General features: G+C 43.4%; 17 protein-coding genes, 1 pseudogene and 2 riboswitches. Of the genes and pseudogenes, 6 read left to right on the top strand and 12 right to left on the bottom strand.

Annotated elements, in window-relative coordinates:
* The first annotated feature begins 164 nt into the window (after positions 1 to 164).
* A riboswitch (glycine riboswitch) is annotated at positions 165 to 256 on the top strand.
* A gap of 148 nt (positions 257 to 404) precedes the next feature.
* Positions 405 to 1,784, top strand: coding sequence for an alanine/glycine:cation symporter family protein (locus DESME_RS03460; protein WP_006715254.1), 1,380 nt, complete (start codon positions 405 to 407; stop codon positions 1,782 to 1,784).
* A 109-nt stretch (positions 1,785 to 1,893) separates the two neighbouring features.
* On the opposite strand, the gene DESME_RS03455 is transcribed toward DESME_RS03460, so the two are convergent.
* Together DESME_RS03455 and DESME_RS03450 are read right to left on the bottom strand one after the other, a co-directional pair.
* Complete coding sequence (locus tag DESME_RS03455) at positions 1,894 to 2,859, bottom strand: LiaF transmembrane domain-containing protein (protein ID WP_006715255.1); 966 nt, start codon at positions 2,857 to 2,859, stop codon at positions 1,894 to 1,896.
* Positions 2,859 to 3,311 carry a PspC domain-containing protein gene (locus DESME_RS03450; protein WP_006715256.1) on the bottom strand — a complete coding sequence of 151 codons (453 nt, stop codon included), beginning with the start codon at positions 3,309 to 3,311 and terminating at the stop codon, positions 2,859 to 2,861. The genes DESME_RS03455 and DESME_RS03450 overlap by 1 nt, the downstream gene beginning before the upstream one ends.
* Positions 3,312 to 3,477: 166 nt before the next feature.
* Here DESME_RS03450 and DESME_RS03445 point away from each other — a divergent pair, with 166 nt between their 5' ends.
* The 4 genes from DESME_RS03445 (at position 3,478) to DESME_RS03430 (ending at position 9,286) form a co-directional block, all read left to right on the top strand.
* Complete coding sequence (locus tag DESME_RS03445; protein WP_006715257.1) at positions 3,478 to 4,632, top strand: exonuclease SbcCD subunit D; 1,155 nt, start codon at positions 3,478 to 3,480, stop codon at positions 4,630 to 4,632.
* A complete protein-coding gene (locus DESME_RS03440; RefSeq protein WP_006715258.1) occupies positions 4,629 to 7,682 on the top strand; it encodes an AAA family ATPase in 3,054 nt (1,017 codons plus the stop codon). The genes DESME_RS03445 and DESME_RS03440 overlap by 4 nt, the downstream gene beginning before the upstream one ends.
* 357 nt (positions 7,683 to 8,039) lie before the next feature.
* On the top strand, positions 8,040 to 8,705 hold the full coding sequence (locus DESME_RS03435) for a DUF1214 domain-containing protein (RefSeq protein WP_006715259.1): 666 nt from the start codon (positions 8,040 to 8,042) through the stop codon (positions 8,703 to 8,705).
* Positions 8,705 to 9,286: a DUF1254 domain-containing protein gene (locus DESME_RS03430; protein ID WP_006715260.1), complete on the top strand. Its 582-nt coding sequence runs from the start codon at positions 8,705 to 8,707 to the stop codon at positions 9,284 to 9,286. The genes DESME_RS03435 and DESME_RS03430 overlap by 1 nt, the downstream gene beginning before the upstream one ends.
* A 102-nt stretch (positions 9,287 to 9,388) precedes the next feature.
* Here the strand turns inward: DESME_RS03430 and DESME_RS15855 are convergent.
* From DESME_RS15855 to DESME_RS03405, 7 genes and pseudogenes are all read right to left on the bottom strand, one after another.
* A pseudogene (locus DESME_RS15855) lies at positions 9,389 to 9,481 on the bottom strand (nitroreductase family protein); the annotation flags it as partial.
* Positions 9,482 to 9,579: 98 nt separating this feature from the next.
* Positions 9,580 to 10,767: an anaerobic nitric oxide reductase flavorubredoxin gene (locus tag DESME_RS03425; RefSeq protein WP_006715262.1), complete on the bottom strand. Its 1,188-nt coding sequence runs from the start codon at positions 10,765 to 10,767 to the stop codon at positions 9,580 to 9,582.
* 18 nt (positions 10,768 to 10,785) lie between these two features.
* Positions 10,786 to 12,945, bottom strand: coding sequence for an ATP-dependent helicase (locus DESME_RS03420; RefSeq protein WP_006715263.1), 2,160 nt, complete (start codon positions 12,943 to 12,945; stop codon positions 10,786 to 10,788).
* A 49-nt stretch (positions 12,946 to 12,994) separates the two neighbouring features.
* Positions 12,995 to 14,245: an Nramp family divalent metal transporter gene (locus tag DESME_RS03415; protein ID WP_006715264.1), complete on the bottom strand. Its 1,251-nt coding sequence runs from the start codon at positions 14,243 to 14,245 to the stop codon at positions 12,995 to 12,997.
* Positions 14,242 to 14,973: a magnesium transporter gene (locus DESME_RS16225; RefSeq protein WP_006715265.1), complete on the bottom strand. Its 732-nt coding sequence runs from the start codon at positions 14,971 to 14,973 to the stop codon at positions 14,242 to 14,244. The genes DESME_RS03415 and DESME_RS16225 overlap by 4 nt, the downstream gene beginning before the upstream one ends.
* Positions 14,942 to 15,541 carry a PRC-barrel domain-containing protein gene (locus DESME_RS16220; RefSeq protein WP_006715266.1) on the bottom strand — a complete coding sequence of 200 codons (600 nt, stop codon included), beginning with the start codon at positions 15,539 to 15,541 and terminating at the stop codon, positions 14,942 to 14,944. Before DESME_RS16220 ends, DESME_RS16225 begins: the two co-directional genes overlap by 32 nt.
* A gap of 232 nt (positions 15,542 to 15,773) precedes the next feature.
* Positions 15,774 to 15,939: riboswitch (M-box (ykoK) riboswitch) on the bottom strand.
* Positions 15,940 to 16,035: 96 nt separating this feature from the next.
* A complete protein-coding gene (locus DESME_RS03405) occupies positions 16,036 to 16,902 on the bottom strand; it encodes a damage-control phosphatase ARMT1 family protein (RefSeq protein ID WP_006715267.1) in 867 nt (288 codons plus the stop codon).
* A 144-nt stretch (positions 16,903 to 17,046) separates the two neighbouring features.
* Here DESME_RS03405 and DESME_RS03400 point away from each other — a divergent pair, with 144 nt between their 5' ends.
* Positions 17,047 to 18,297 (top strand): polysaccharide deacetylase family protein, encoded by a 1,251-nt coding sequence (locus tag DESME_RS03400; protein ID WP_006715268.1) that lies wholly within the window; start codon positions 17,047 to 17,049, stop codon positions 18,295 to 18,297.
* On the opposite strand, the gene DESME_RS03395 is transcribed toward DESME_RS03400, so the two are convergent.
* From DESME_RS03395 to DESME_RS03385, 3 genes are all read right to left on the bottom strand, one after another.
* Positions 18,294 to 18,992, bottom strand: coding sequence for an ion channel (locus DESME_RS03395; RefSeq protein WP_006715269.1), 699 nt, complete (start codon positions 18,990 to 18,992; stop codon positions 18,294 to 18,296). The two genes, DESME_RS03400 and DESME_RS03395, sit on opposite strands and share 4 nt — an antisense overlap.
* 160 nt (positions 18,993 to 19,152) lie before the next feature.
* Entirely contained in the window at positions 19,153 to 19,608 is a 456-nt protein-coding gene (gene bcp, locus DESME_RS03390) for a thioredoxin-dependent thiol peroxidase (protein WP_006715270.1), read from the bottom strand.
* Positions 19,609 to 19,626: 18 nt separating this feature from the next.
* Positions 19,627 to 21,846 carry a heavy metal translocating P-type ATPase gene (locus DESME_RS03385; RefSeq protein ID WP_006715271.1) on the bottom strand — a complete coding sequence of 740 codons (2,220 nt, stop codon included), beginning with the start codon at positions 21,844 to 21,846 and terminating at the stop codon, positions 19,627 to 19,629.
* Positions 21,847 to 21,864 lie beyond the last annotated feature (18 nt).

Here is a 21,864-nt window from a genome sequence, read left to right as displayed (position 1 = left end):
TATCCTAATATATCCCTTGAATATAATAATCTAAAAAATTATAATATTAGATAATTAGCTTTAAAACAACTGCATATTACTGGATGATATTTACGGGAGAGTGGCTATTGCCCGCCGAAGAAGTTAAACTTTCAGGTACTTGATTTCAAGTTTAGACCGTAAATTGACAGCACTCTGGAGAGACCCAAATTGGGCGCCGAAGGGGCAACATAAGATTATTTTTAAATCTCTCAGGCAAAAGGACAGAGTATTAGTTTATCTAGGAGATAGCTCTAAAACGCGATCTCTCTTAGACTTACGCTAGCACTCCAGAGTCAAATCTTTCCTGATTTGGCTCTTTTTATATAAGGATTAGTCCTCAAGCTAAATAAAAACAGATTGAGAAAACAAGGAGGAGACAAAACATGGATGCATTTCACAATTTTATTCTCTGGTTAAACACATACCTCTGGGGTCCCCCGATGCTGATTCTACTTTTCGGTACGCACTTATTCCTAACTTTTCGCACCCGCTTTATTCAAAAGTACACCTTCAAAGCGATTAAACTTTCGGTAACTAAGGATACATCCGCTGAGGGGGATGTCAGTCAATTCGGTGCCCTCACTACAGCTTTGGCTGCTACCATTGGTACCGGTAATATTGTTGGAGTATCGACGGCAGTTGCACTTGGTGGTCCTGGTGCTGTGCTTTGGTGCTGGTTGACGGGAGTATTCGGTATTGCAACAAAATACTCGGAAGCCCTTTTATCCGTTAAATACCGGGTTAAAACGTCTGATGGAACAATGCTTGGTGGTCCAATGTATGCTCTCGAAAACGGGCTGGGTCAAAAATGGCTTGCCATATTGTTCGCTATCTTTACATCGATCGCCGCCTTTGGGATCGGTAACACCGTTCAAGCGAATTCCATTTCAGCTATGGTGAATGAAACCTTTCATATCTCTCCCTATATCAGCGGGGCAATCATGGCGATCCTCACAGCTGCCGTTATTCTTGGTGGAATCAAATCCATCGCTCGAGTCACTGAGATGCTTGTTCCTTTTATGGCCATTTTCTATGTCTTAGGATGTATCATTATCTTAGCCATGAATTCTGAATTTGTAGCACCCGCCATCTCTTTAATCTTCCAATCTGCTTTTACCCCTCATGCAGCTGGTGGCGGCTTCATTGGAGCTAGCGTTATGATGGCTGCTCGATACGGTATTGCTCGAGGTCTCTTCTCCAATGAGTCTGGCTTAGGTTCTGCTCCAATCGTAGCAGCTGCAGCTCAAACGAGAAATCCTGTCCGCCAAGCTCTGGTGTCTTCTACCGGAACTTTCTGGGATACAGTCGTAGTCTGTGCAATGACCGGACTTGTTGTTGTCAGTAGCATCATAAGTAACCCTGCAGCAGCGGAAGGCTTAAAAGGAGCTGCTCTGACCAACATGGCTTTTGAGCAAATCCCCGTAATTGGTCCGATTGTACTTACCGTTGGTCTACTCACTTTCGTATTTTCAACCATCCTCGGTTGGTCTTACTATGGTGAAAGAGCAATTGAATACCTATTTGGTAAAATTGCCATTACGCCCTACCGTCTTTTTTGGGTTATTGCAGTTTTCCTTGGCTCCATTATGAGCCTTCCTTTAGTATGGGATATGGCAGACGCGTTCAACGCCTTGATGGCCATTCCGAACCTTGTCGCATTACTTCTCTTAAGCCCCATCATCGTATCTGAAACAAAGAAATATCTCTGGGAAGACCGATTGGATGAGGTTTCTGATGAGCCTATTCCCATCGTCGGAAAATAACCTTTAATTCATGCCGTATCTATACCACTTAATATGTATACCAAATAATCCCGTAACATTTTATTTTGTTACGGGATTATTCATGCTTTATCTCATCTTATATGATACTTTAGTAAATTTTATCAGAGCTAGCGCTTGGAGTGTCAGGCCTTACTAAATCAATTTTTCCAGCCGCTACCGACATTGATAGATCTATCTTCGACTTTGCTGAATCATAGTTAGGACTCACCCATTCTTTATCCTGTAAAAATAGCCCATCCCCAGCAAAATTAGTACTGTTTGTAAAACCACTAATTTTAATTTTAAGCCCCACTTGCTCGGGAACGACTAACGTAACTTTTGAGGCTCCCGCATTAACCTCTGCTTGAGTCTTCGTTCCTGTGTCTCCAAAACGTAATTCCAGCTGGCTTGCCCCACTATTAATATCGAGATTACTCATCCGCAATTGACTTAAGTCCAAAGTTCCATTGAACGCTCCTGCATTAACTTCCATGTTTCCATAGTCAATCTGCGGATTAAGCGTAAAGTCTAGCTTACTTTCTCCATTACCTATTCTTTTTTCGGCATCAAATTCGATGTTTAAGGTATCCCCATTTCTATTCTGGGATAGCTTAGGCGATTGATCTGAAGAAGGATTAACATTTGCCGTCCACTCATATTGTCCCTCAAGTATATTTTTAGAATTAGTCTTTGGCGCTACTGTATTAAGATTGATGTCCGCCCCCCCTAAATTAAGGGCAACATTTGCTTTATTAATTCCTTCTTCGAGCGGAACCGCAAAATCCATACTTCCACCTGATCCCGTATGATAAGGGCCTTGATACTTCAGGTGATTATTACCAGGCACAAAGGAATATCCCACTAGGGCAATCAAAAAAACAAGCAGAACTGTACTGAAAGGAACCCGTTTATTCAATAAAAGAGCGATCCCGCCTAAGATGAAGAGAAGTGGCCAAAGATCTGCGACATTAACCCAAAAGCCCCAAGGCAAAATTCCATACGTATTGAGGAAAAAGACAATCCCCAAAGCGATAAAGAGTAACCCCCGACTTACTGAATCGACTGCGTGGCGCATTATCTGTCCCTCCTCCAAATTACTCCAACCCCAATGATAATGAGAAAGATCGGCCACATCTTACCCCAATCAAAGAAAAACGGCATCCATTGTTCTAATAAAAATAGAATTCCTAAGACAATCAACGCAATTCCCACATATCTCTTGCGACGCTCCGGATGCGTAGCCTTGAGATCTTCTGCAAAACCCTGAGCGCTACTTGAAAAATCCTGAACACTGGAGCGGATTTCATCTCTAACATTTTGTGGATGCACTCCCAACTGATCCTCTGGATTCAAAGGAATGATCACCCATGCGAGAATATAAGCGAGAAAGCCCATCCCCCCCATAAAAAAGGTGATCAAAACAATCAGTCGGATCAGCGTTGCATCAATATCAAAGTAATCTGCGAGACCCCCACATACTCCGCCGAGTTTTTTATCGACGCCTGAACGATATAATTTGTCTGTCATATTTCTTTCCTCCTGATTAAATTCTGTACTTTGTTCTCTTTGTTCTTTGTTTCTACACTTGATATACGATTCATGTTCTCAAAAAGTTTCAGAGGGGATAACAAATTTTTGACGAATTGTTATGCTAGAGTATAATCAGGAAATCTGACTAAAGGAGGTTCCCCCCTTGCGCTTTCTTCATACCTCAGACTGGCATCTTGGCCGAATTTTTCATGGCATCCATTTGACCGAAGATCAAGCTTACTTACTCGACCAATTTTTGGATTTAATTCGCGACAGCAAACCCCAAGCTGTGGTGATTGCTGGAGATATCTATGATCGTGCTGTGCCTCCCACCGAAGCTGTGGAACTTTTAAATGAGACACTCTCCCAAATCATCTTAGATTACCAAACGCCCGTCATTTTGATTGCGGGAAACCATGATAGCCCCGAACGACTCGGCTTTGGGAATCAACTTCTTACACGACAAGGACTTCATGTCTTCGGCCCACTCACGGGTAAACCTAGAACCATTATTTTAGAAGATGAATACGGCCCAGTTCATTTTGTTCCCCTTACTTACGCAGAACCATCGGTGGTGAGGGAACGTCTTCAAGAACCAGAAGCCTTGGATCATGAGCACGCTTTAAATTTTATGATTCAGCATGCTTTAAAACAAATTCCGGACTCCTCACGTAAAGTAGCTATCGCTCACGCTTTCCTCAGTGGCGGATCTGTTACTGATTCGGAAAGACCCCTTTCCGTCGGAGGAAGCGGTATGGTCAGTGCAGATCTGTTTAAGCCCTTTAATTACACTGCCTTAGGCCACTTGCATCATTCTCAAAAAGTAGGAAATGACTCCATCCGCTATCCCGGATCTCTGTTTAAATATTCCTTTTCTGAGGCGCATCAAACGAAAGGAATCAACCTCGTTGAGCTAGATGCTCAAGGTGATGCTCATATCGAAAGCATTCCTTTATCTCCCCGCCGGGATGTCCGAATCCTTGAAGGTTACTTTAAGGAAATTCTCGAACATGCTGACACTCTAGGCAATTCTGAGGATTATCTACAGATCGTGCTCAAAGATACCGATCCTATTCTTGATCCAATCGGACAACTTCGTAACGTTTTCCCCAATGTCTTAGCGATTGAACGACCTTACATCACAAATACAGGAAACTTACTGGGATTAAAAGATGATCATCGTAAGTTGACGGAGAAAGAACTTTTCGCCTCCTTTTTTGAGCAAATGTCTGGACAAGCCTTAAACCCAGAGCAAGAGGGTGAATTAGCAGGTGTACTCGAGGAAGTCTTCCGCGATGCACGGGAGGTATCCGTATGAAACCTTTAGTTTTAAAAATGTACGCCTTTGGACCATACGCCTATCAACAAATTTTAGATTTTGCGGAATTAAAGGGGCGCTCCTTCTTTCTGATTAATGGACCAACGGGTTCAGGAAAAACCTCAATTTTGGATGCAATTTGCTTTGCGCTGTATGGAACGACTAGCGGGAGCTCACGCACGGGCAAATCCATGCGCAGCGATCATGCCGATGTTTCCATTCAAACAGAGGTCGAATTTGAATTTGCAATCGGCGAAAAACACTATAAAGTCAATCGTTGGCCAGAGCAAGAACGTCCCAGCAAGCGCGGCGGAGGGACAACCATTGCCCCAGCCAAAGCTGAACTTTATCTCCATACAGAATACGGTAACTATGAATTGCTGGCCAGTTCGTGGCGGGAAGTCACCGAAAAAGTGGAAGCCCTCCTCGGCTTCAAGAGTGAACAATTCCGCCAAGTTGTCCTCTTGCCTCAGGGAGACTTCCGCAAACTCTTAACCGCCTCTTCAGACGAACGAGAAGCGATTATGCAAACCCTGTTTAAAACCGATTTATATCGTTTAATAGAAGACAAACTCAAAGCCAAGGCTAAAGAACTAACCCAACTCCATAAAGAACTGCTTCATGATCAAGAACTCATTCTCCAAGAAGCTTCCGTTGCAAATTTAAGTGATTTGGAAACGGAACTCGAGCAAAAGCGCCAAGATGAAATTCAATTCAATAAACAGGTTGGCGAATTGGAGCAACAGCTAAAGAACGCCCAAGCTGAAATTACGACAGCCACCCAGGCTGAAGATCAATGGAAGGAACGCGAGACCGCTGAAGATGAGCTCAATAAACTCATTACGAAGATCTCCGTTGTGGATCAATTTCGCCAAGACCTTACTAAAGCCCTCGCTGCAGCCACTATAGCCGATACTGAAACGCTACTCAACCAACAAACCCAAGATGTCAAAACACTGCAGGCTCACCAGGAAGTTCAGGAAAAAGCTCTGCAGTCCGGGAAGCAACAGTTTGAACTTTCCCAACAGACCTTAAAGGCTCAAGAAAATAAAGCTCCGGAACGCGAAAAAGCAGTTGCCGAAATTCATCGTCTCCAGCAACTTTCAGGGACAGTGCAAGCGCTTGCCTTATCACGTAAGGAAGCACTTGAAACACAGAAAGCACTCCATTCAGCTCTAGAACGTAAAAATCATTTCCAACTTCAACTCGAAGAAGCCCAGAAAACTCAGCAATCAAAAGCTGAACAAGTCCAAGTTCTCCTCCTCCTGTCCACTGAAGCCCCGTCACGTCGCATGGAATTGGAAAAGCTTCAATCCTTCCTTGATAAGCGGCAAAATCTAGAAGGTGAAAAGAAAAAATGCCTCACCGCTGAGCGCCAATTATCTTCAAGCTTGCGCAAGCTAGAGCAGTCTGAGGACCAGCTCAAGGAGTTAAAGCTAGTTTATTCCGCACTTCAACAAGCCTGGCTCAATGGTCAAGCCGGAGTTATGGCCTCTCAACTCGCTGAGGGAACATCTTGCCCCGTTTGCGGTTCCACTCATCATCCTCAACCTGCAGCCTTCGTTTCAGATACGCCGGATGAAAACACCCTCAAACGAAAACATACAGAACTCGAGCAAGCAGAAAACAACGTCAAACTCCTCCAAACATCCTATCATCAGGAATCAAACGAACGCGACCTATCCGCTCAAAAAGTTCAAAGCTTAAGTGAGGAACTCGGAAACTATGCTCAAATGGAACTCGTCACCCTAACTTCTGAACTCGAACATGCCCGTTCCACCTACCAGGAAGCCCTAAGAGCTACCCAACAACTTGAAACGCTGCGCAACGAAGTAGCCACCTGGGCGGATCAACGAACCCAATTAGAGAGTGAACAGGTAGAATCAGAAAAAGCTTGGGAGTTAGCTAATATAGCAGTTCAAAAAGCCCAAGCTATTTTAGAAGAACGTCAAGGGAACGTTCCCACTGAGCTTCAAGATCCCCAATCCCTGCAAAAAGCCCTGCAAGAAACTCAAACGCTTCAATCCCGGCTGAACTTCGACTGGGAAGAAGCGCAGAAAAACGAGCAACTCTCGCTTCAAAACCTCACCAAACTTCAAGCCGACTTTGATAATACCTTAGCCAACCTAAGCCGAACTCAAGAACGCTTAATCCAAATTCAGGCTGAATTTAACGCCCGCCTCGAAACCTCTGGATTCCTAACCGTTGAGCAATATGCCCAATCGAAGTGGCCGCCTGAACGAATTATGAAAGTCCAGGAACATATTAAAGACTTTGAACTCAACTTAAGTGCCTCTAAACAGCGCGTCCAACGAAGCAAAGAAAGGACAGAAGCTCTCGCCCGTCCCGATTTAGAAAGACTTCATCAGGTTGCTGCAACGCTTCAGCAAGAGTACGAAACTGCTTTGCGTCATCATTCTGAACTTCTCCATACGTTAGAATCCAAAAAACGCTGGTATGACCGATTGAACGAAATTAAGCAAAAAGCCGAGACGCTTTCTTCCCGATATGCGGTCATTGGACGGCTTTCTGAAGTTGCCAACGGCCAAAATGATTACCGCCTCACGCTTCAACGCTTTGTCCTTGGAGCATTACTCGATGATGTCGCACTCGCCGCGAATGAGCGGCTGAAAACAATGAGCCGAGGCCGTTATTATCTGCAACGGACGATGGATCGTGCGCGTAAAAATACAGCTGGCGGTCTCGACTTAGAAGTATTTGATAACTACACCGGCTTCGCCCGAGGAGTCGGAACCCTATCCGGTGGTGAAACCTTTCTCGCTTCTCTCTCCTTAGCCTTAGGCTTAGTCGATGTTGTCCAGTCCTATGCGGGAGGAATTCACCTCGATACCCTTTTTGTCGATGAAGGCTTTGGAACCTTAGATCCTGAGTCTCTCGATTTTGCGATTAAAGCCCTGCTCGATCTACAGCAGGGAGGCCGCTTAGTCGGAATCATCTCCCACGTTCCCGAGCTAAAAGAGAGAATTGACGCCCGCCTTGAAGTTACGCCAACCTCTAAAGGAAGCGTAGCCGCGTTTAAAGTGGGATAAGGGAAGAAGCCCACTTTAATTAAAAAGTGGGCTTCTTCCTCTTTAAATCTTAAAAAGTGTGATAGATCCGTCCGGCCTGAACTGCACATAATCCTACAATTGGTTCGCGGATAAGAATTATGCGAAGCACTTGTGTCGTTAACTCACTTGAATAATGCATGAAAAGTCGCGAATCCTAAAATTGCAAGAATTATAATACCTGAAGTTGGATATGCCCAGTTGTTTGTCAGTATATTTAACTTGTCGGTTATCTCTTTAAGAGTTATTTCAGGAAAGGCAATAACTTTAATTTTTGTAAGGGGTTCCCGGCAAATGTAACGATCCCCACTACGGGCAGAACTAGGAGGGAATAACTAAATGACCAAAAAAGCGTATAATTATCTATTGATGATCAGCGGTGTGATCTGCGGTTATGTCATGATAAAATCGTTCTTCTTTATCCAAACAAGACCTGTGAGAACTGACGTGATTCAAGGCATTCTCGTCGGCTTCGGGCTGTCGCTTGTCACGGCCCAAATTACCGCGAAACTGAAGGCCACAAAGGTCAACGGATGGACCACCATGTTTAGATTAAGCGTACCTGACAATGGCATGTTCATGCGCGCTGCGTGTGTCCTAGCCTTTCCTGGCCCAGTAAACATACCGCAAGAGGCGATGTACTGGACCACATCCGTAGATGGCGCGAGTCATGATCTCTCCGGAGAGCACGACTACATCATGCGCTTTCCTACGGGTGGACTCCCGCCGAATGATGCGTTCTGGTCACTGACCATGGGTGATGCGATGAATCGCTTTGTGGCGAATTCAATCAATCGGTATAGCGTGAGTGATCGGTCGGGACTCGTACCAAACGCCGACGGCTCTGTTGATATTTACATTCAGAACACCGCTCCGGCAGGTTGTGAATCCAACTGGCTGCCCGCGCCCTCGGGTAAATTCATTCTTTGGTTACGCGTATATATGCCTGGTGCGACAATTCTAGACGGAAAATACAACGTACCGCCAATTGTGGAGGTGAAATGATGGAACATGTGAGATACGAGCATTTGCTGATTTTTGGTTCATTCATGGTCGCTGCATGGTTCATTGTCATCTACTTTTTGCCGCGTATGCTTTTGTCCGTGTTTAAGAGAGCGATCCTTGTTAAAGGGTTTGGTGAGGGCCCTGTCCCAATTAACACGCTCTATACGCAACCTCAAGCGCAATTTGCAGACCCCCTCCATTCATCAGGCTCGCACTTAACAACTACTGGCGTGAACCGTGACACACTCATCACGATCGGCTGGTTAGACCTCAGCAAAGGGCCGCAAATCTTGCATGTGCCGGACATGGTCGGTCGCTATTACAGTGTGCAGTTCACCGATCCATCGAAAAATACTACCTTTGCCTACGTCGGTAAACGTACCACAGGAACAGAGGCTGGAGCCTACCTCATCTGCGGTCCCGGTTGGCAAGGGGCCGTGCCGCAGGGGGTGTCACAGATTTCTTCGCCAAATAATTCGGTGCTTATTATTGGTCGCGTTTTGGTCGGCAGCGACAGCGACCTCCCGACCGCTTATAGGCTCTCGAAGCAGCTACAACTATCTTCGTTGACGCAACCATAGTGTGCGATGTTCCCTACAATAAAGTCGACTTTTCCCATGTTAAAACAGCTATATTATCGCCAAAAAACAAGTAAGCATAGCCAAAGTGCAGGCTTCAAATTGCCTTGCACTCTCAATTAGATTATTTATTTTTTCATCTTCAACTGGTTTATTGATATACTTTCTTATACTTCGACGCTTTTCAATCTCATTCATGCTATAGCTTCCTTCTATTAAGAAATATATTAAGGACACAAATTAAGGCTTGAATGCGCAATATACGACATTCAAGCCTTATGATTTAGTACGTTATCTTAAAATGCTTCCCCGACCCGTTTTCCAAACTCTTTGCATTGATTTAAAGCTTCTTCATCAGGAACCCAGAGCAAACGAAGTCCTGAATCAACCACTTCAAAACCGGCTTTTTGGAGTTCCTCAGAAATCAATTTTGCACTTTCGCCGCTCCATCCATAACTTCCGAAGGAACTTGCTTTTTTCTGCTTAAACTTCATTCCTTTAATTTCTTCTAAAATTCCTGCAACCGACGAAAGATATCCATTATTGACCGTCGGTGACCCCACCAGAATTCCTTTCGAGCGGAAAACCTCCGCAATAATTTCCGTCTTATCTGAACGCGCTGAATTAAAGAGCTTAACCGTCAAATTGGGATCTGCCTCCCGAAGCCCTAATGCAATTTCCTCAGCCATTCTCCGCGTGCTATTCCACATCGTATCATAAATAATGGTCACTTGGTTTTCCTGATAATCTGTGGCCCACTCCATGTACTTTTTGACGATTTGCATCGGATTATCACGCCAGAGGATACCATGACTTGGACAAATCATCTCGATGGGTAATGATAATTTTTCAAGCTCGTTAATTTTTCCAACCACCATTTTGCTAAAAGGAGCCAAGATATTCGCATAATACTTCATTGCTTCTGTAGCAATTTCATCCTGGTTAACCAAATCATTATACATATGTTCTGAAGCGTAATGTTGCCCAAAACCGTCGTTGCTGAACAGAATATTATCTCCTGAGAGATACGAGAACATGGTATCCGGCCAATGCAGCATTTTTGCTTCTATAAAAGTAATTTCTCGCTGACCGAGATTCAATTTATCCCCCGTTTTAACTTCAACGAAGTTCCAATTTTGATGATAATGTCCCTGGATAATCTTCTTCCCGCTTGCTGTACAATAAATAGGCGTATTCGGAATCTCTTGCATCAAATAAGGAAGAGCTCCGCTGTGATCCACTTCTGAATGCTGCATAATAATAAAATCAATTTTGGTCAAATCAATTTCTTGTTTAAGATTTTCCACGAATTCTTTACCAAAAGGTTTCCAAACGGTATCAATAAGAACCGTTTTTTCATCCCTAATCAAATAAGAATTATAAGATGACCCCTTTTGCGTTGAATACTCCTCACCGTGAAATTTCCGTAATTCCCAATCGATTTTCCCTACATATGTAATGTGGTCGTTAATCTTAAAACTCATTAAACAACGCCTCCTTGATCATTCAATTATTGATTTTATAATTTGCTCTGACAAACACAATTCTACAGAAAGTTGTTTTAATCCTTCCTTAAATTGAACAAAAATTATATCGCCCTCTACTTTTGTAATTTCACCAATTCCAAACTTCTTATGCCGAACGAGAGCACCTTTCTTGATAATAAGACGTGTTAGTGAAGAATCTGCAATTTCTTTAACAGGTCTAACCTCCCCAGGTTGTTCTTTAACTCTAAGAATTTGGCTTAACTCGACTACAAATCGTGAAGGTAAAACTTCCTGATGGTTTTGAAATTGGACACTTAAGAGTTCCAATTTGCGTTTCGCCCGAGTTATCCCTACATAGAAAAGACGTCTCTCTTCCTCCATCGCTGCACCTTGTTTTTGTTCGACTGCTTTAATCGCATCTGCAGCAGGAAGAATTCCTTCAGCTAAATCCATTAAGTATATCTCGTCAAACTCTAAACCCTTAGCAGCATGTAAAGTGGACAGCGTAACCACTGGTTTTCCTCTATTTTGAGCTGAGTTTATTGCTGCTTCTTCGAGCGACTTCAAACGGTTAGCGAAGGCTGTCAGATCTTGCTGATCTTCTGCAAGGGTCTCCAGAATATCGAGCATCTCCCTTACCACTTCCATGGAATACCCCAAGCGATCTGCGAAATCTTTTACTTTCTCTTCATATTTAAAGTCCTCACGAATAAAATGAAGTGCCGGAATGGGGTACATATGATTTAAGCGTTTAAAATCCCGTTTAAATTGAAGCAACCGTTTCTTTCGAAACTCCTTGGTCTCTGGAATTTCCGCTAAACGATCGAATACAGACTCCTTAGAGGGGCAGGATTTAAGCCATTCAATCTGTTTTCTTGAGATATACGAGTCAAACTTCGTGAAGATCTTTTCGAGAAGCGTTACATTCTTATCGCTATATGAAAATCGCAAAAAGTTCAAAACATCTTCAACCACCCAATGCTTAAAAAAGCGGTCGCGAAAATCCTTCATATAAAAAGGAATCCCAGCTCGCTCTAAACGGTCCATTAAAAGTACGGCTGAAAGATTATTTCGATACAGTACCGCGACCGAATTCACGTTCTGGGAAAGAGGTCTCATCTTCAAGGACTTAACCAGATACTCCAACTCTTCTTCATTTGTTCCAAACTGGCGAATCCGCGGCGGTTCACCAGAAGCTTGTTTTGAAAACATATTCTTGGGATATCGCTTTTGATTTGCCTGAATCAATTCATTAGCAGAAGCCACCAACTTTTGAGTCGCTCGATAATTCTGATCCATAGTAAGAATCTGAGCTTGAGGATAGATCGCGTGAAAATTGAGGAGATATTGAGGATCTGCTGCCCGGAACGAGAAGATGCTTTGATCGTCATCTCCGACAAGAAATAGATTGTTTTGCGGTTGAGCCAGAAGTTCGACGATTTTATTTTGGACAAGCGAAGTATCTTGACTTTCATCCATCAAAATATAGCGATAATGCTGTTGATACGCCTTAATCAAATCAGGCTGTTTTCGTAAAATGTCATATGCAACGGTGAGCATATCATCAAAGTCGAGAAGAATAATAGGAGCATGTGCCTTGCATTTGTACTCTTCATAGGCCAGATAAATCTCCTCTAAATTCTTTACTTTAACCTCAAGCTCGCCCATCTCGGAACGGGACATCAAACTATTTTTAATATACCCAATGGCTTGTGACAACTCTTCAAGCTTATCTTCAGTTAACATCGTATGATTGATTGACTCATACAGCTGACGCAGGACGGCACTTTTACTGAAAGCCCCTTGTTCCTGTTCAATGAGGCGATAGGATTGATTAACCCTCTGAAACCATGTGCGGACAATCCGGTAGCATAAGCTATGAATGGTTGAAAAGCGCACCCATTCAGGTATGCGCCGTCCAAATAAAGTATGAAAACGTTCCCCCATATCTTGAGCCGCTGCGCGGCTAAAGGTTAAAGCTAGAATATGGCTTGGAGAAACTCCTTTTTCCAGGATAAGATAGGCGATTCGGAAATTTAAGACTGTTGTTTTTCCTGCACCTGGAGTTGCTAAAAGAAGCACCGGCCCTTCCGTTTGAAGAACCGCTTGCTTCTGCACATCATTTAATTTAACTTCTGTCTCCTGTTCCAGGATTTGAAGCCAATCCTGCTGCATTATAAATTAAGGAACTCCCTTCATTAAAATAAATGGCCATTCCTGTTGCTCAGCCAAACAGCCTGGCTGTTAGCCCTGGAAACAGTGTTGAAAGCAACAAAAGCAAAGTCAAAACAATAAGAATCCCGTTAAAAAACCAAGCCACCCCGTTGAAAAAAGGCGTATTTGCATACTCGCCCATAATACTTTTCTTACTCGCGATAAGCACCATAAAAATAAGAATCGGCGGGAGCAACATTCCGTTGATCACCTGCGTGAAAAGCATGACATGATAGAGGGAGAGCCCAGGCCAAAGCACAATGGCAGCCCCTAAAATAATGATTACCGTATACAGCCCAAAAAAGACAGGTGCTTCTCGATTAGATTTACTGATACCATGTTCAAACCCAAATGCTTCACAAACGGCATAGGACGTACTGAGAGGAAGCACAAAAGCAGCTAATACAGACGCACCGAGCAAACCAAAGCCGAAGAGCAAGCTCGCATATTCCCCAGCTAAGGGTTTCAAGGCGATGGCTACATCTTTAGCCGTTTCAATCGGAATATGATTAACAAAAAGCGTTGCCGCTGTGGCTACGATGATAAAAAAAGCAATAAATCCTGTGAAGAAAGAACCAATGAGAACATCCCAGCGCGTATACCGATAGTTTTTAGAGGTAATCCCTTTATCGACAACTGAGGCCTGAACATAAAACTGACCCCAGGGCGTAATGGTTGTTCCAATCACGCCGATAGCCATCAACAGAAAAGCCGGTGAACCCGAAAAATTTGGAGTAATAGATTGAATCATAACCTCATGCCACGGTGGATGGACCATCACCCCAGAAATAACATAGCTAAAAAAGGTAAGACAAAGTAGAAGAAAAATCTTCTCAATCTTTTCGTAATCTGTCTTAATAACCAGCCACCAAATAATGAAGGCAACTAAAGGAACTGAGATGTATTTACTGACGCCAAATATTTCAAATGCTGTGGCAATCCCTGAAAACTCAGAAACCGTCGTTCCTAAATTAGCAACCATTAAAACAGCCATAGCAAACAAGGTCCACCGGACACCATATTGCTCACGAATCAAGTCAGCTAGACCACGACCGGTTGCTGCTCCAGTTCGGGCTGAAATTTCTTGAGCAATCGCTAAAAAAACGGTGCTTACAATCATTGTAAAAATCAGCGCATAGCCATAATTAGCCCCTGCAGAAGCATAAGTTGCAATTCCACCGGCATCATTATCGGCAAAAGCTGTCACAATTCCCGGCCCCATTACCGATAAGAAGAGGGCAAACCTGCTTTTCAAGGTCATTCGGCCTGCCCCCTTTTCGCTTGTCTCTTGCGGACAACGAGCCAGGAATCAAGCTCGCTTTTCCCGCGTTCTGGAATAAGAAGCTCCAGAACATCATCCACCGTGATAATACCAAGCATCTTCTCATTTTCATCCACAACTGGCAGAGCTAGCAGACCATATTTATTAATAATATCCGCAGCTATTTCTGTATTCTCTAAGGGATGGATCTTAACAACTTTCTTATGCATTATATCCTTCAGTTGAGTTGACGGTTGCGCAATAATAAGTTCACGCAAAGAAAGTACTCCCTCGAGAGTTTCTTCCTCATCGACAACAAACAAATAATAAATCGTTTCTGCCTCTGGCGCCAGCTCACGGAGTTTATTAATGGCTTCTTCTGCGGTGAGATAAAGCGGAAAGCCAATATATTCCGTCGTCATCAGCGCTCCTGCCGTATTTTCCTCATACTTCATCAACTCACGGACATCTTCCGCATCCTCTGACTCCATCAAGCCTAAGAGTATCTCTGATTTCTCAGTTGAAAGTTCTCCTAAGATATCCGCAGCCTCATCAGGCGGCATATCTTCCAAGAGATCGGAAGCGGTATCTTCATCCAATTGATTAATCACTTCGACCTGGGCTTCAAGTTCCATTTCAGCCAAGGCATCAATGGCCTGTTGCGAATCTAAAGTATGAATTAAATCCGTTCTTTCCTTAATATCCCATGGTTTCCAACAAATCCGCAATATCAGCAGGATGAAGTTCTCTGAGTTGCTCCTTCTCCCGAGTAATCTGTAATGCAGAAGACCGGCTTTCAAGAGGCTTAATATATTGCCACCCGAGGAAATTGTTTTTCACCCTCCGCACAAGAAACTCGACCCCTAAACGTCTGAATACGCCCCTCAAACCAATATCAACTGCAACTAAAACCATGATTTGTTTATGATTTCGAGTAATCCAAGACAGGGTCAAATCATTCACACGAACAAGTTTAGACCCCTCCAAATCAATAATTTGCTTATCTAATAGCCATTTTCCAATAAACGTTTCATCTTCTTGAAGCGGAACCGTAATGTTAGAGCTGAAATCGACGGACAGTCTGATTTCTCGATGATTCATAAAAGACACCAACTCAATCGGAATCACCGCTTGAGCCCCTTTGGCTGTCTTAATCCCTGTCACGTGAGGGGCCAAACTATCCCAGCGCATGACCATATCTCTAACCCGCCCCACCCTTCGCCCTTGAGCGTCTAAGATGGGTTTATTCAGGATCTGGCTAAAATAAAATTCACCAAGGATCTTAACTTCACTCATTTTCCTCCCCCTTAGCTCTGGAGTCTGACCTCCTCGTACCCGGAAGCAACTCCCTGTAATTGAATATTGATTCTCATCTTATAACTCATAAATATCTCCGGACTAGGGCCAGAATCCATCATAACCACCTCCTTTAATTCTTCCCATTTATAGGCAAGCAAATTATAAAAACAAAATAAAAAAGCCCTCTAAATAGAAGGCCTTAGCACGCAAATAAAATAGCGCCATTTTTAACCTTCTCTAACTCGTTGAGCTTTAGCACTGCATAACGTAGAGTAACCTCAGCCACCTTAAGTAAAACCTTATGCCGGTAATACCTGTTCTACCCCTTGGCGTCTCTCGACATTTCGGGGCAGTGGCCTATGTTTATGCAGGAACCTCACCTAACTGAGAATTTTCGATTCTGATTAATTATATGTCTATTCTCTGTAACCCGTCAATATATAAGCTCAATTTTCGAAAAAAATGCCGATTGCTCTCTATCTGAAGAAGGGTTACTCGTTCCGATTCCGAGCAAAGACCATGCTTCCTAAATCAACCCCAAGATTTTTCGCCACAATTTCACATTTAGCACGCAATAAGAAATAGGTCTTATCACCTGCTTCTTGTGTCGATTCTAACGACTCATAATTGGCCTGACCCTTACTAATGATTAAATCCGCCTGCTCCATCGCTTCGATTAACTCCTGTGAACGTGCTTGAACAACAGTTCCAAGATATCCGTTCCCATTGGTCATTACTTCGGCCACTTCTCCCATGCCAACCAGGGCCGCATCTTCTAGTGTCGCATCATTTAAGATGGATTGACCTTTGACAACAAACCTAACCCGTACTCCTCTTCTTCTGAGTTCTTCTGCTAAAAGCTTATCGAAGGCAATCTCCCCCGAATTATCTCCTAGAATTAGGACTTCATGGGCACTACATAACCTTTCCTTAAACTCCTCTGAGTCATCTCGGAAAAATCGCTTAGCTAAAGATTCCTGAAGTGTTGCTTCAAGGTCATAATCCGAAAATATACCTAAATCGATAATATTACCCGCAACCGAAATCTGACAAGCTGTATATAATGGATCCTCGCTCTGGTTAATACGTTCTCTAAGTTGAGGAACAAGAGATAAGGCGAGTTCATTCGATTTCCTTTTCGCGTCCTTAAACGGATCCTCAATTTCAAGTAACTCATTAATCTTGCGAAGAACAAACGTAGAATTCACAGCAGGAGTTTCCTCCGAATCAAGCTCTGGAATCATCGGTAAAATCTGATACATAATCTGACGAGCCTTTTCTTCTGAACATTCCGTTTGCGCGACCGCATTGATGACTTGTTTCATATAACAAGGAATACATTCAAGTACAACTTTCAAGATCGATAGCCTCCTGCATATTTATTCATCTATAGTATACAGCGTTCCATCATTAAGCGTAAAGGTAAAGCAAAGTTTCTGGTATAGCTTAAAATGGGGCAGTATAATATTATAAATACTTAAAATGAAAGAAGGAATCCTATAATGGGTGGAGTTATTTTGTGGATCAGCCTTCTCTTGGTTCTCACGCTTCTCTTAATTTATACCGCAATCCCCGACGTTTTCCCCCACCGATTGGGAATCGGCGCCTGGAAAAGGCATTATCAACCTGGAGTTGCCTTAACCTTTGACGATGGTCCAGATCCCACTTATACTCCCCATCTTCTTGATCTTCTCGACCGCTATCAAGTTAAAGCAACCTTTTTCATGGTTGGGGAAAGAGCAGCCCAACATCCAGAACTTGTCCAGGAAATTGTTGCACGCGGCCACCAAATCGGCCTCCACTGTCAAATTCATCAATATGCCTGGTTGATTAGTCCCTGGAAAACCTGGCGGGTATGGACTGAAGGACTTTCAACTCTAGAACGCATAACGGGATCGCCCGTCCATTGGATTCGTCCTCCGTGGGGAACCTTTAATCTCTTCACTTTTCTCTGGTTCAAACACCACAAACTCAACGCCATTCTTTGGACTGCTGAGGGCCATGACTGGGATGCTCGGAGAACCCCCGCACAAATTGCAGAACGTATTTTAAATAAAGTCCAAGAGGGTGGAATCATTGTTATGCATGATAGTGGGGGAGATGCAGGCGCACCTGAAAACACCTTACAAGCAGTTGAGCTTCTAATGCAAAAAATCCCCACGGAAAAAAAGCTGCCTATAATTCCCCTTGATCTCCCCGACTGGCCGATGTATCGCCGCATAAGCTATCGACTCTGGGAAAAGTGGGAAAACTTTTATGCCCGCCATAACCATATCAGCCGAATTAACTCGACCAGCCTTTTTCGGTTAGGAAAAATCAAATACCACGGTCCCGATCTTTGCGATGACCAAGGGATAATCCTTGCTCATGAAGGTGATCTAGTCGGCGAACTTCACTTAGATAATACTCGGTTACAAATACGCCAAACCGATTCCCATAAAATTGCAATTGAAGCCTTACGCAAAGTACGAACCTCTCTCCCTGTCCTTGCTGACTATATTGCACAAAATCCAGAATATCGGGAGATTCGTGTTTTTGTCGGTCTCACCTTGCTTAACCGCGGTGCGAAAGGCTTAGGCTTTAATGTTCAGGAAGTCCCTGTCAGTCCCTTTGTTCGTTGGGTGGGTACGCTCCAACGCATGATTATGCGCATCTATCACCCCATGGGCAAGGCTCATTCAATGACTCGCTTAGGAGAGCCTAAGCTCATTTGGGTCAGTAAAGATGCCTTTATAAAACGCTGGTTATCCTAAGTTTTTGGAAAGAACACAATACCCATTGTAAATATGAAAACAAAAAACAGAACTTCAATTGCAACCAGTATTCTTGATGCATTGTTTACAGGGGCCAAATCCCCACCTGCAGTAGAAAAAGTCGTAATACTAAAATAAACAAACGTATTTAATCTTGATACGATATCATCTCCTATATTTTCACCCGAAAAGCTGCCTGGATCCAGATGATCTTGCAGTGCAAATGCAGATGCAAAATATAAAATTAAAATAGAAATCCCTGCAGATACTGGCAAAAATGCTGTAATGATCGGCCCATCAGAAGCTGTCAACACACTAAACACATAATAGGAAATACCTGCAGTCGCTAATAAAGAATTAAGAACCACTACGGCCGATCCTAAGGAAGCCTTCCGAGTCATGGGACACTCTTCGTCACTCCTTGTTGTATCTTCCTTACTTCTCCATGTTTTATGGTTCAGCATTAACAGGAGTAAAAAGGAGGTCCCAGTTCCAACGATGGCCGGCATCAAAGGCCAGATATTTGCTGTAGCTACAGCTCGTTCAGTAACTCCATGCTCGGGTATTGAGTAAGGTCTTTGAGTTATTATTGCCTCTTCTTTGACACCTAAGAAAGTGGAATCTGTAGGATAAGGAAGCGGAGGATACCAAATGTGTGGTGGATGCTGTCTACTCATTTCGTCCCATTGATTCATCCTTTCACCCCCTTCGTTGCATTATTTTATTCCATATTATTCCTTTATGTTCTATCCTGTTCTCGATGAAAGAATTCGAGTAAAATCAAATTGGAACGTAAATAACCGTTATTCTGTTTTCAAGAATAACGGTTATGTTTTTTTGACAGCATTTTTATTATTACTTTAAGTCCTGAAGAACCTGCTCTACATGTCCTTTTACTTTAACTTTCGAGTAAATTTTCCGAATGAAACCCTGTTCATCGATAACGATCGTCGTCCGTTCAATCCCCATCGTTTTCTTGCCATACATATTTTTCTCTTTCCAAACGCCATAGGCCTGAATAATAGCTAACTCTGGATCTGAGACTAAAACAAAAGGAAGCTGATATTTTTCAATAAATTTATGGTGGCTTCCCATTGAATCTTTGCTTATACCTATAATAACAGTATCCGCGATCAGAAATTCAGCATGATGATCACGGAAGTCACAAGCTTCGGTTGTGCAACCTGAAGTCATATCCTTAGGATAAAAATATAAGATCACCTTTTTCCCCCGCAAAGTTGATAATGTGATCTGTTCTCCCTGGCTCCCTTGCGCTGTAAAATCGGGAGCGACCTCTCCTACTGCAATCATATAAATTCTCCTTTCCTTTTATTTCGCGGTAACTTCTCCAAGATTGCGTTCAGCCTGAACACTCTTTTCACCAAGACGTATTCCTGGACTAGAATAACGCCGAACCCGAGTTGCATTAAGAATTGCGAGAAGCGCTACTCCAACATCCGCAAACACAGCTTCCCACATATTCGCTAACCCGAACATTCCTAGAAGGATAAAGCCGAGTTTAATCAAGAGTGCAAAGGCAATGTTCTGCCAAATTATCATCTTCGTAAACTGCGAAATTTCTAACGCATTAATAAGCTTTGTTGGCTGATCCTCCATGAGAACAACATCGGCAGCTTCAATTGCCGCATCTGAGCCTAACCCCCCCATCGCAATCCCGATGTCCGCACGGGTCAAAACAGGTGCATCATTAATTCCATCCCCTACGAACGCCACTTTACCCTGAGGGGTTTCTTGCTCCTTCAAGAGTTTTTCTAGCCACGACACTTTATCTTCCGGCAAAAGCTCAGCATGGAACTCCTGAATTCCTAGTCTCATAGCCATACTTTGAGCCACAGAGGGATGATCCCCCGTTAACATGACCGTTTTAATTCCGGCTTGATTAAGATAGTGAACCGTTTCCCGAGCTCCAACTCGGACCTGATCTGAAATGACAATGAACCCCGCATAGCTTCCATCTATCGCTAAATAAACCTGCGTTCCTTGCTCTACCTGCTCAGGGGAAAGCTGAATTCCTCGCTCCTCCAGCAAACTCTTCCTTCCCGCAATAACGGAAAGACCACCTACTTTAGCGAGAACTCCTTTTCCCGAGATTTCCTCATAGTCTTCGATCAGAGAAGCATCAATTTCAGCGTTAAACTTCTTTCGAATCGACTGCGCAATCGGATGATTAGAATGAACTTCAGCCTTGGCCGCAATTTCAAGAAGACGCTCCTCCTTAAACCCTTCTGTAGGCTGAACCTGGATCACCTCAAATACCCCTTGGGTTAATGTTCCCGTCTTATCAAAAACAACCGTTTTTAATTGAGTCAAAGCCTCTAAATAGTTTGCACCCTTAACTAGAATACCATGACGCGATGCACCCCCGATTCCACCGAAGTAACCTAAAGGTACCGAAATCACTAAAGCACACGGACAAGAAATAACCAGAATGGTGAGTGCCCGATAGAGCCATTGACTAAAACTCCCCATTCCCATTAACGGAGGAAGAATAGCAATTCCTAAAGCAACGATCACAACACCTGGTGTATAATACCGAGCAAAAGTCGTGATGAATTTCTCAACTTTAGCTTTCCTCGCACTCGCATTTTCAACTAAATCAAGGATTTTCTGTACAGAGGAATCTGCGTATTCTCGAACTACACGAACTGTCAGCGCACCAGAAGTATTGATCATCCCTGCCAAAACCGTGTCATCCTTCTCCGCTTTACGCGGGACCGATTCTCCCGTTAAAGCGGATGTATCAAGATAAGAACTGCCATTGACCACGACTCCATCAAGAGGTACTTTCTCCCCCGGACGCACGACAATCTGTTGCCCCACTTGAACATCCTCAGGAGCCACTTTAATGATTTGGAGTTGATGAATAAGATTGGCCGAATCCGGTCGAATATCGAGCAACGCTTGAATGGAATGACGTGAACGGTCAACCGCCCGATCCTCAATATATTCACCCACAGCATAAAAAAGCATCACGCCCACAGCTTCAGGTAATTGATGAATCACGATCGCTCCAATCGTCGCCAATGCCATAAGGAAGTTCTCATCAAAGACCGCTCCTCGAATAATATTTCGAATCGCCTTGGTTAAAACCTCGTATCCGACCCATATATAAGCACTGATAAAAACCAAATACTCTAAAAAATGATAAGAGGTGTTATGCCATCTTGACGCAAAAATCAAACCCACAACAAACAGTACCGAAGCGATACCGATTCTTAAAAGTTGCTTTGATAAATCCTTCTCAGTCTCTTCCTCCTCGGAGCTACGACTTCCCTTTTTTCCTCCTAATAACTCGACCAGCTTCACTCCAGGCTCAATCTTTTCCATAATATCTTGAGCTTCCTGACGTTTAGATGGAGGAAGATATACGGTCTTAGTTATATAATTAATCGTCGTTTCCCCATATCCCTCAGTACCACTTAATGCTCTTTCCATCTTAGCTGAACAATTGGCACAAAATTCCCCTTTAATTCGATATTTCACCTTATCAGAAGGTTGCTGTACTGATTCAGTTCTATCCTCCCTCATCTTTCTCCACCCTCTCTT

This window comes from Desulfitobacterium metallireducens DSM 15288, from assembly GCF_000231405.2.
In the GTDB taxonomy this organism is placed as follows: Bacteria; Bacillota; Desulfitobacteriia; order Desulfitobacteriales; family Desulfitobacteriaceae; genus Desulfitobacterium_A; species Desulfitobacterium_A metallireducens.
The sequence above is the reverse complement of the archived record's forward strand: the minus strand, read 5'-3'. Positions and strand labels throughout refer to the sequence as shown.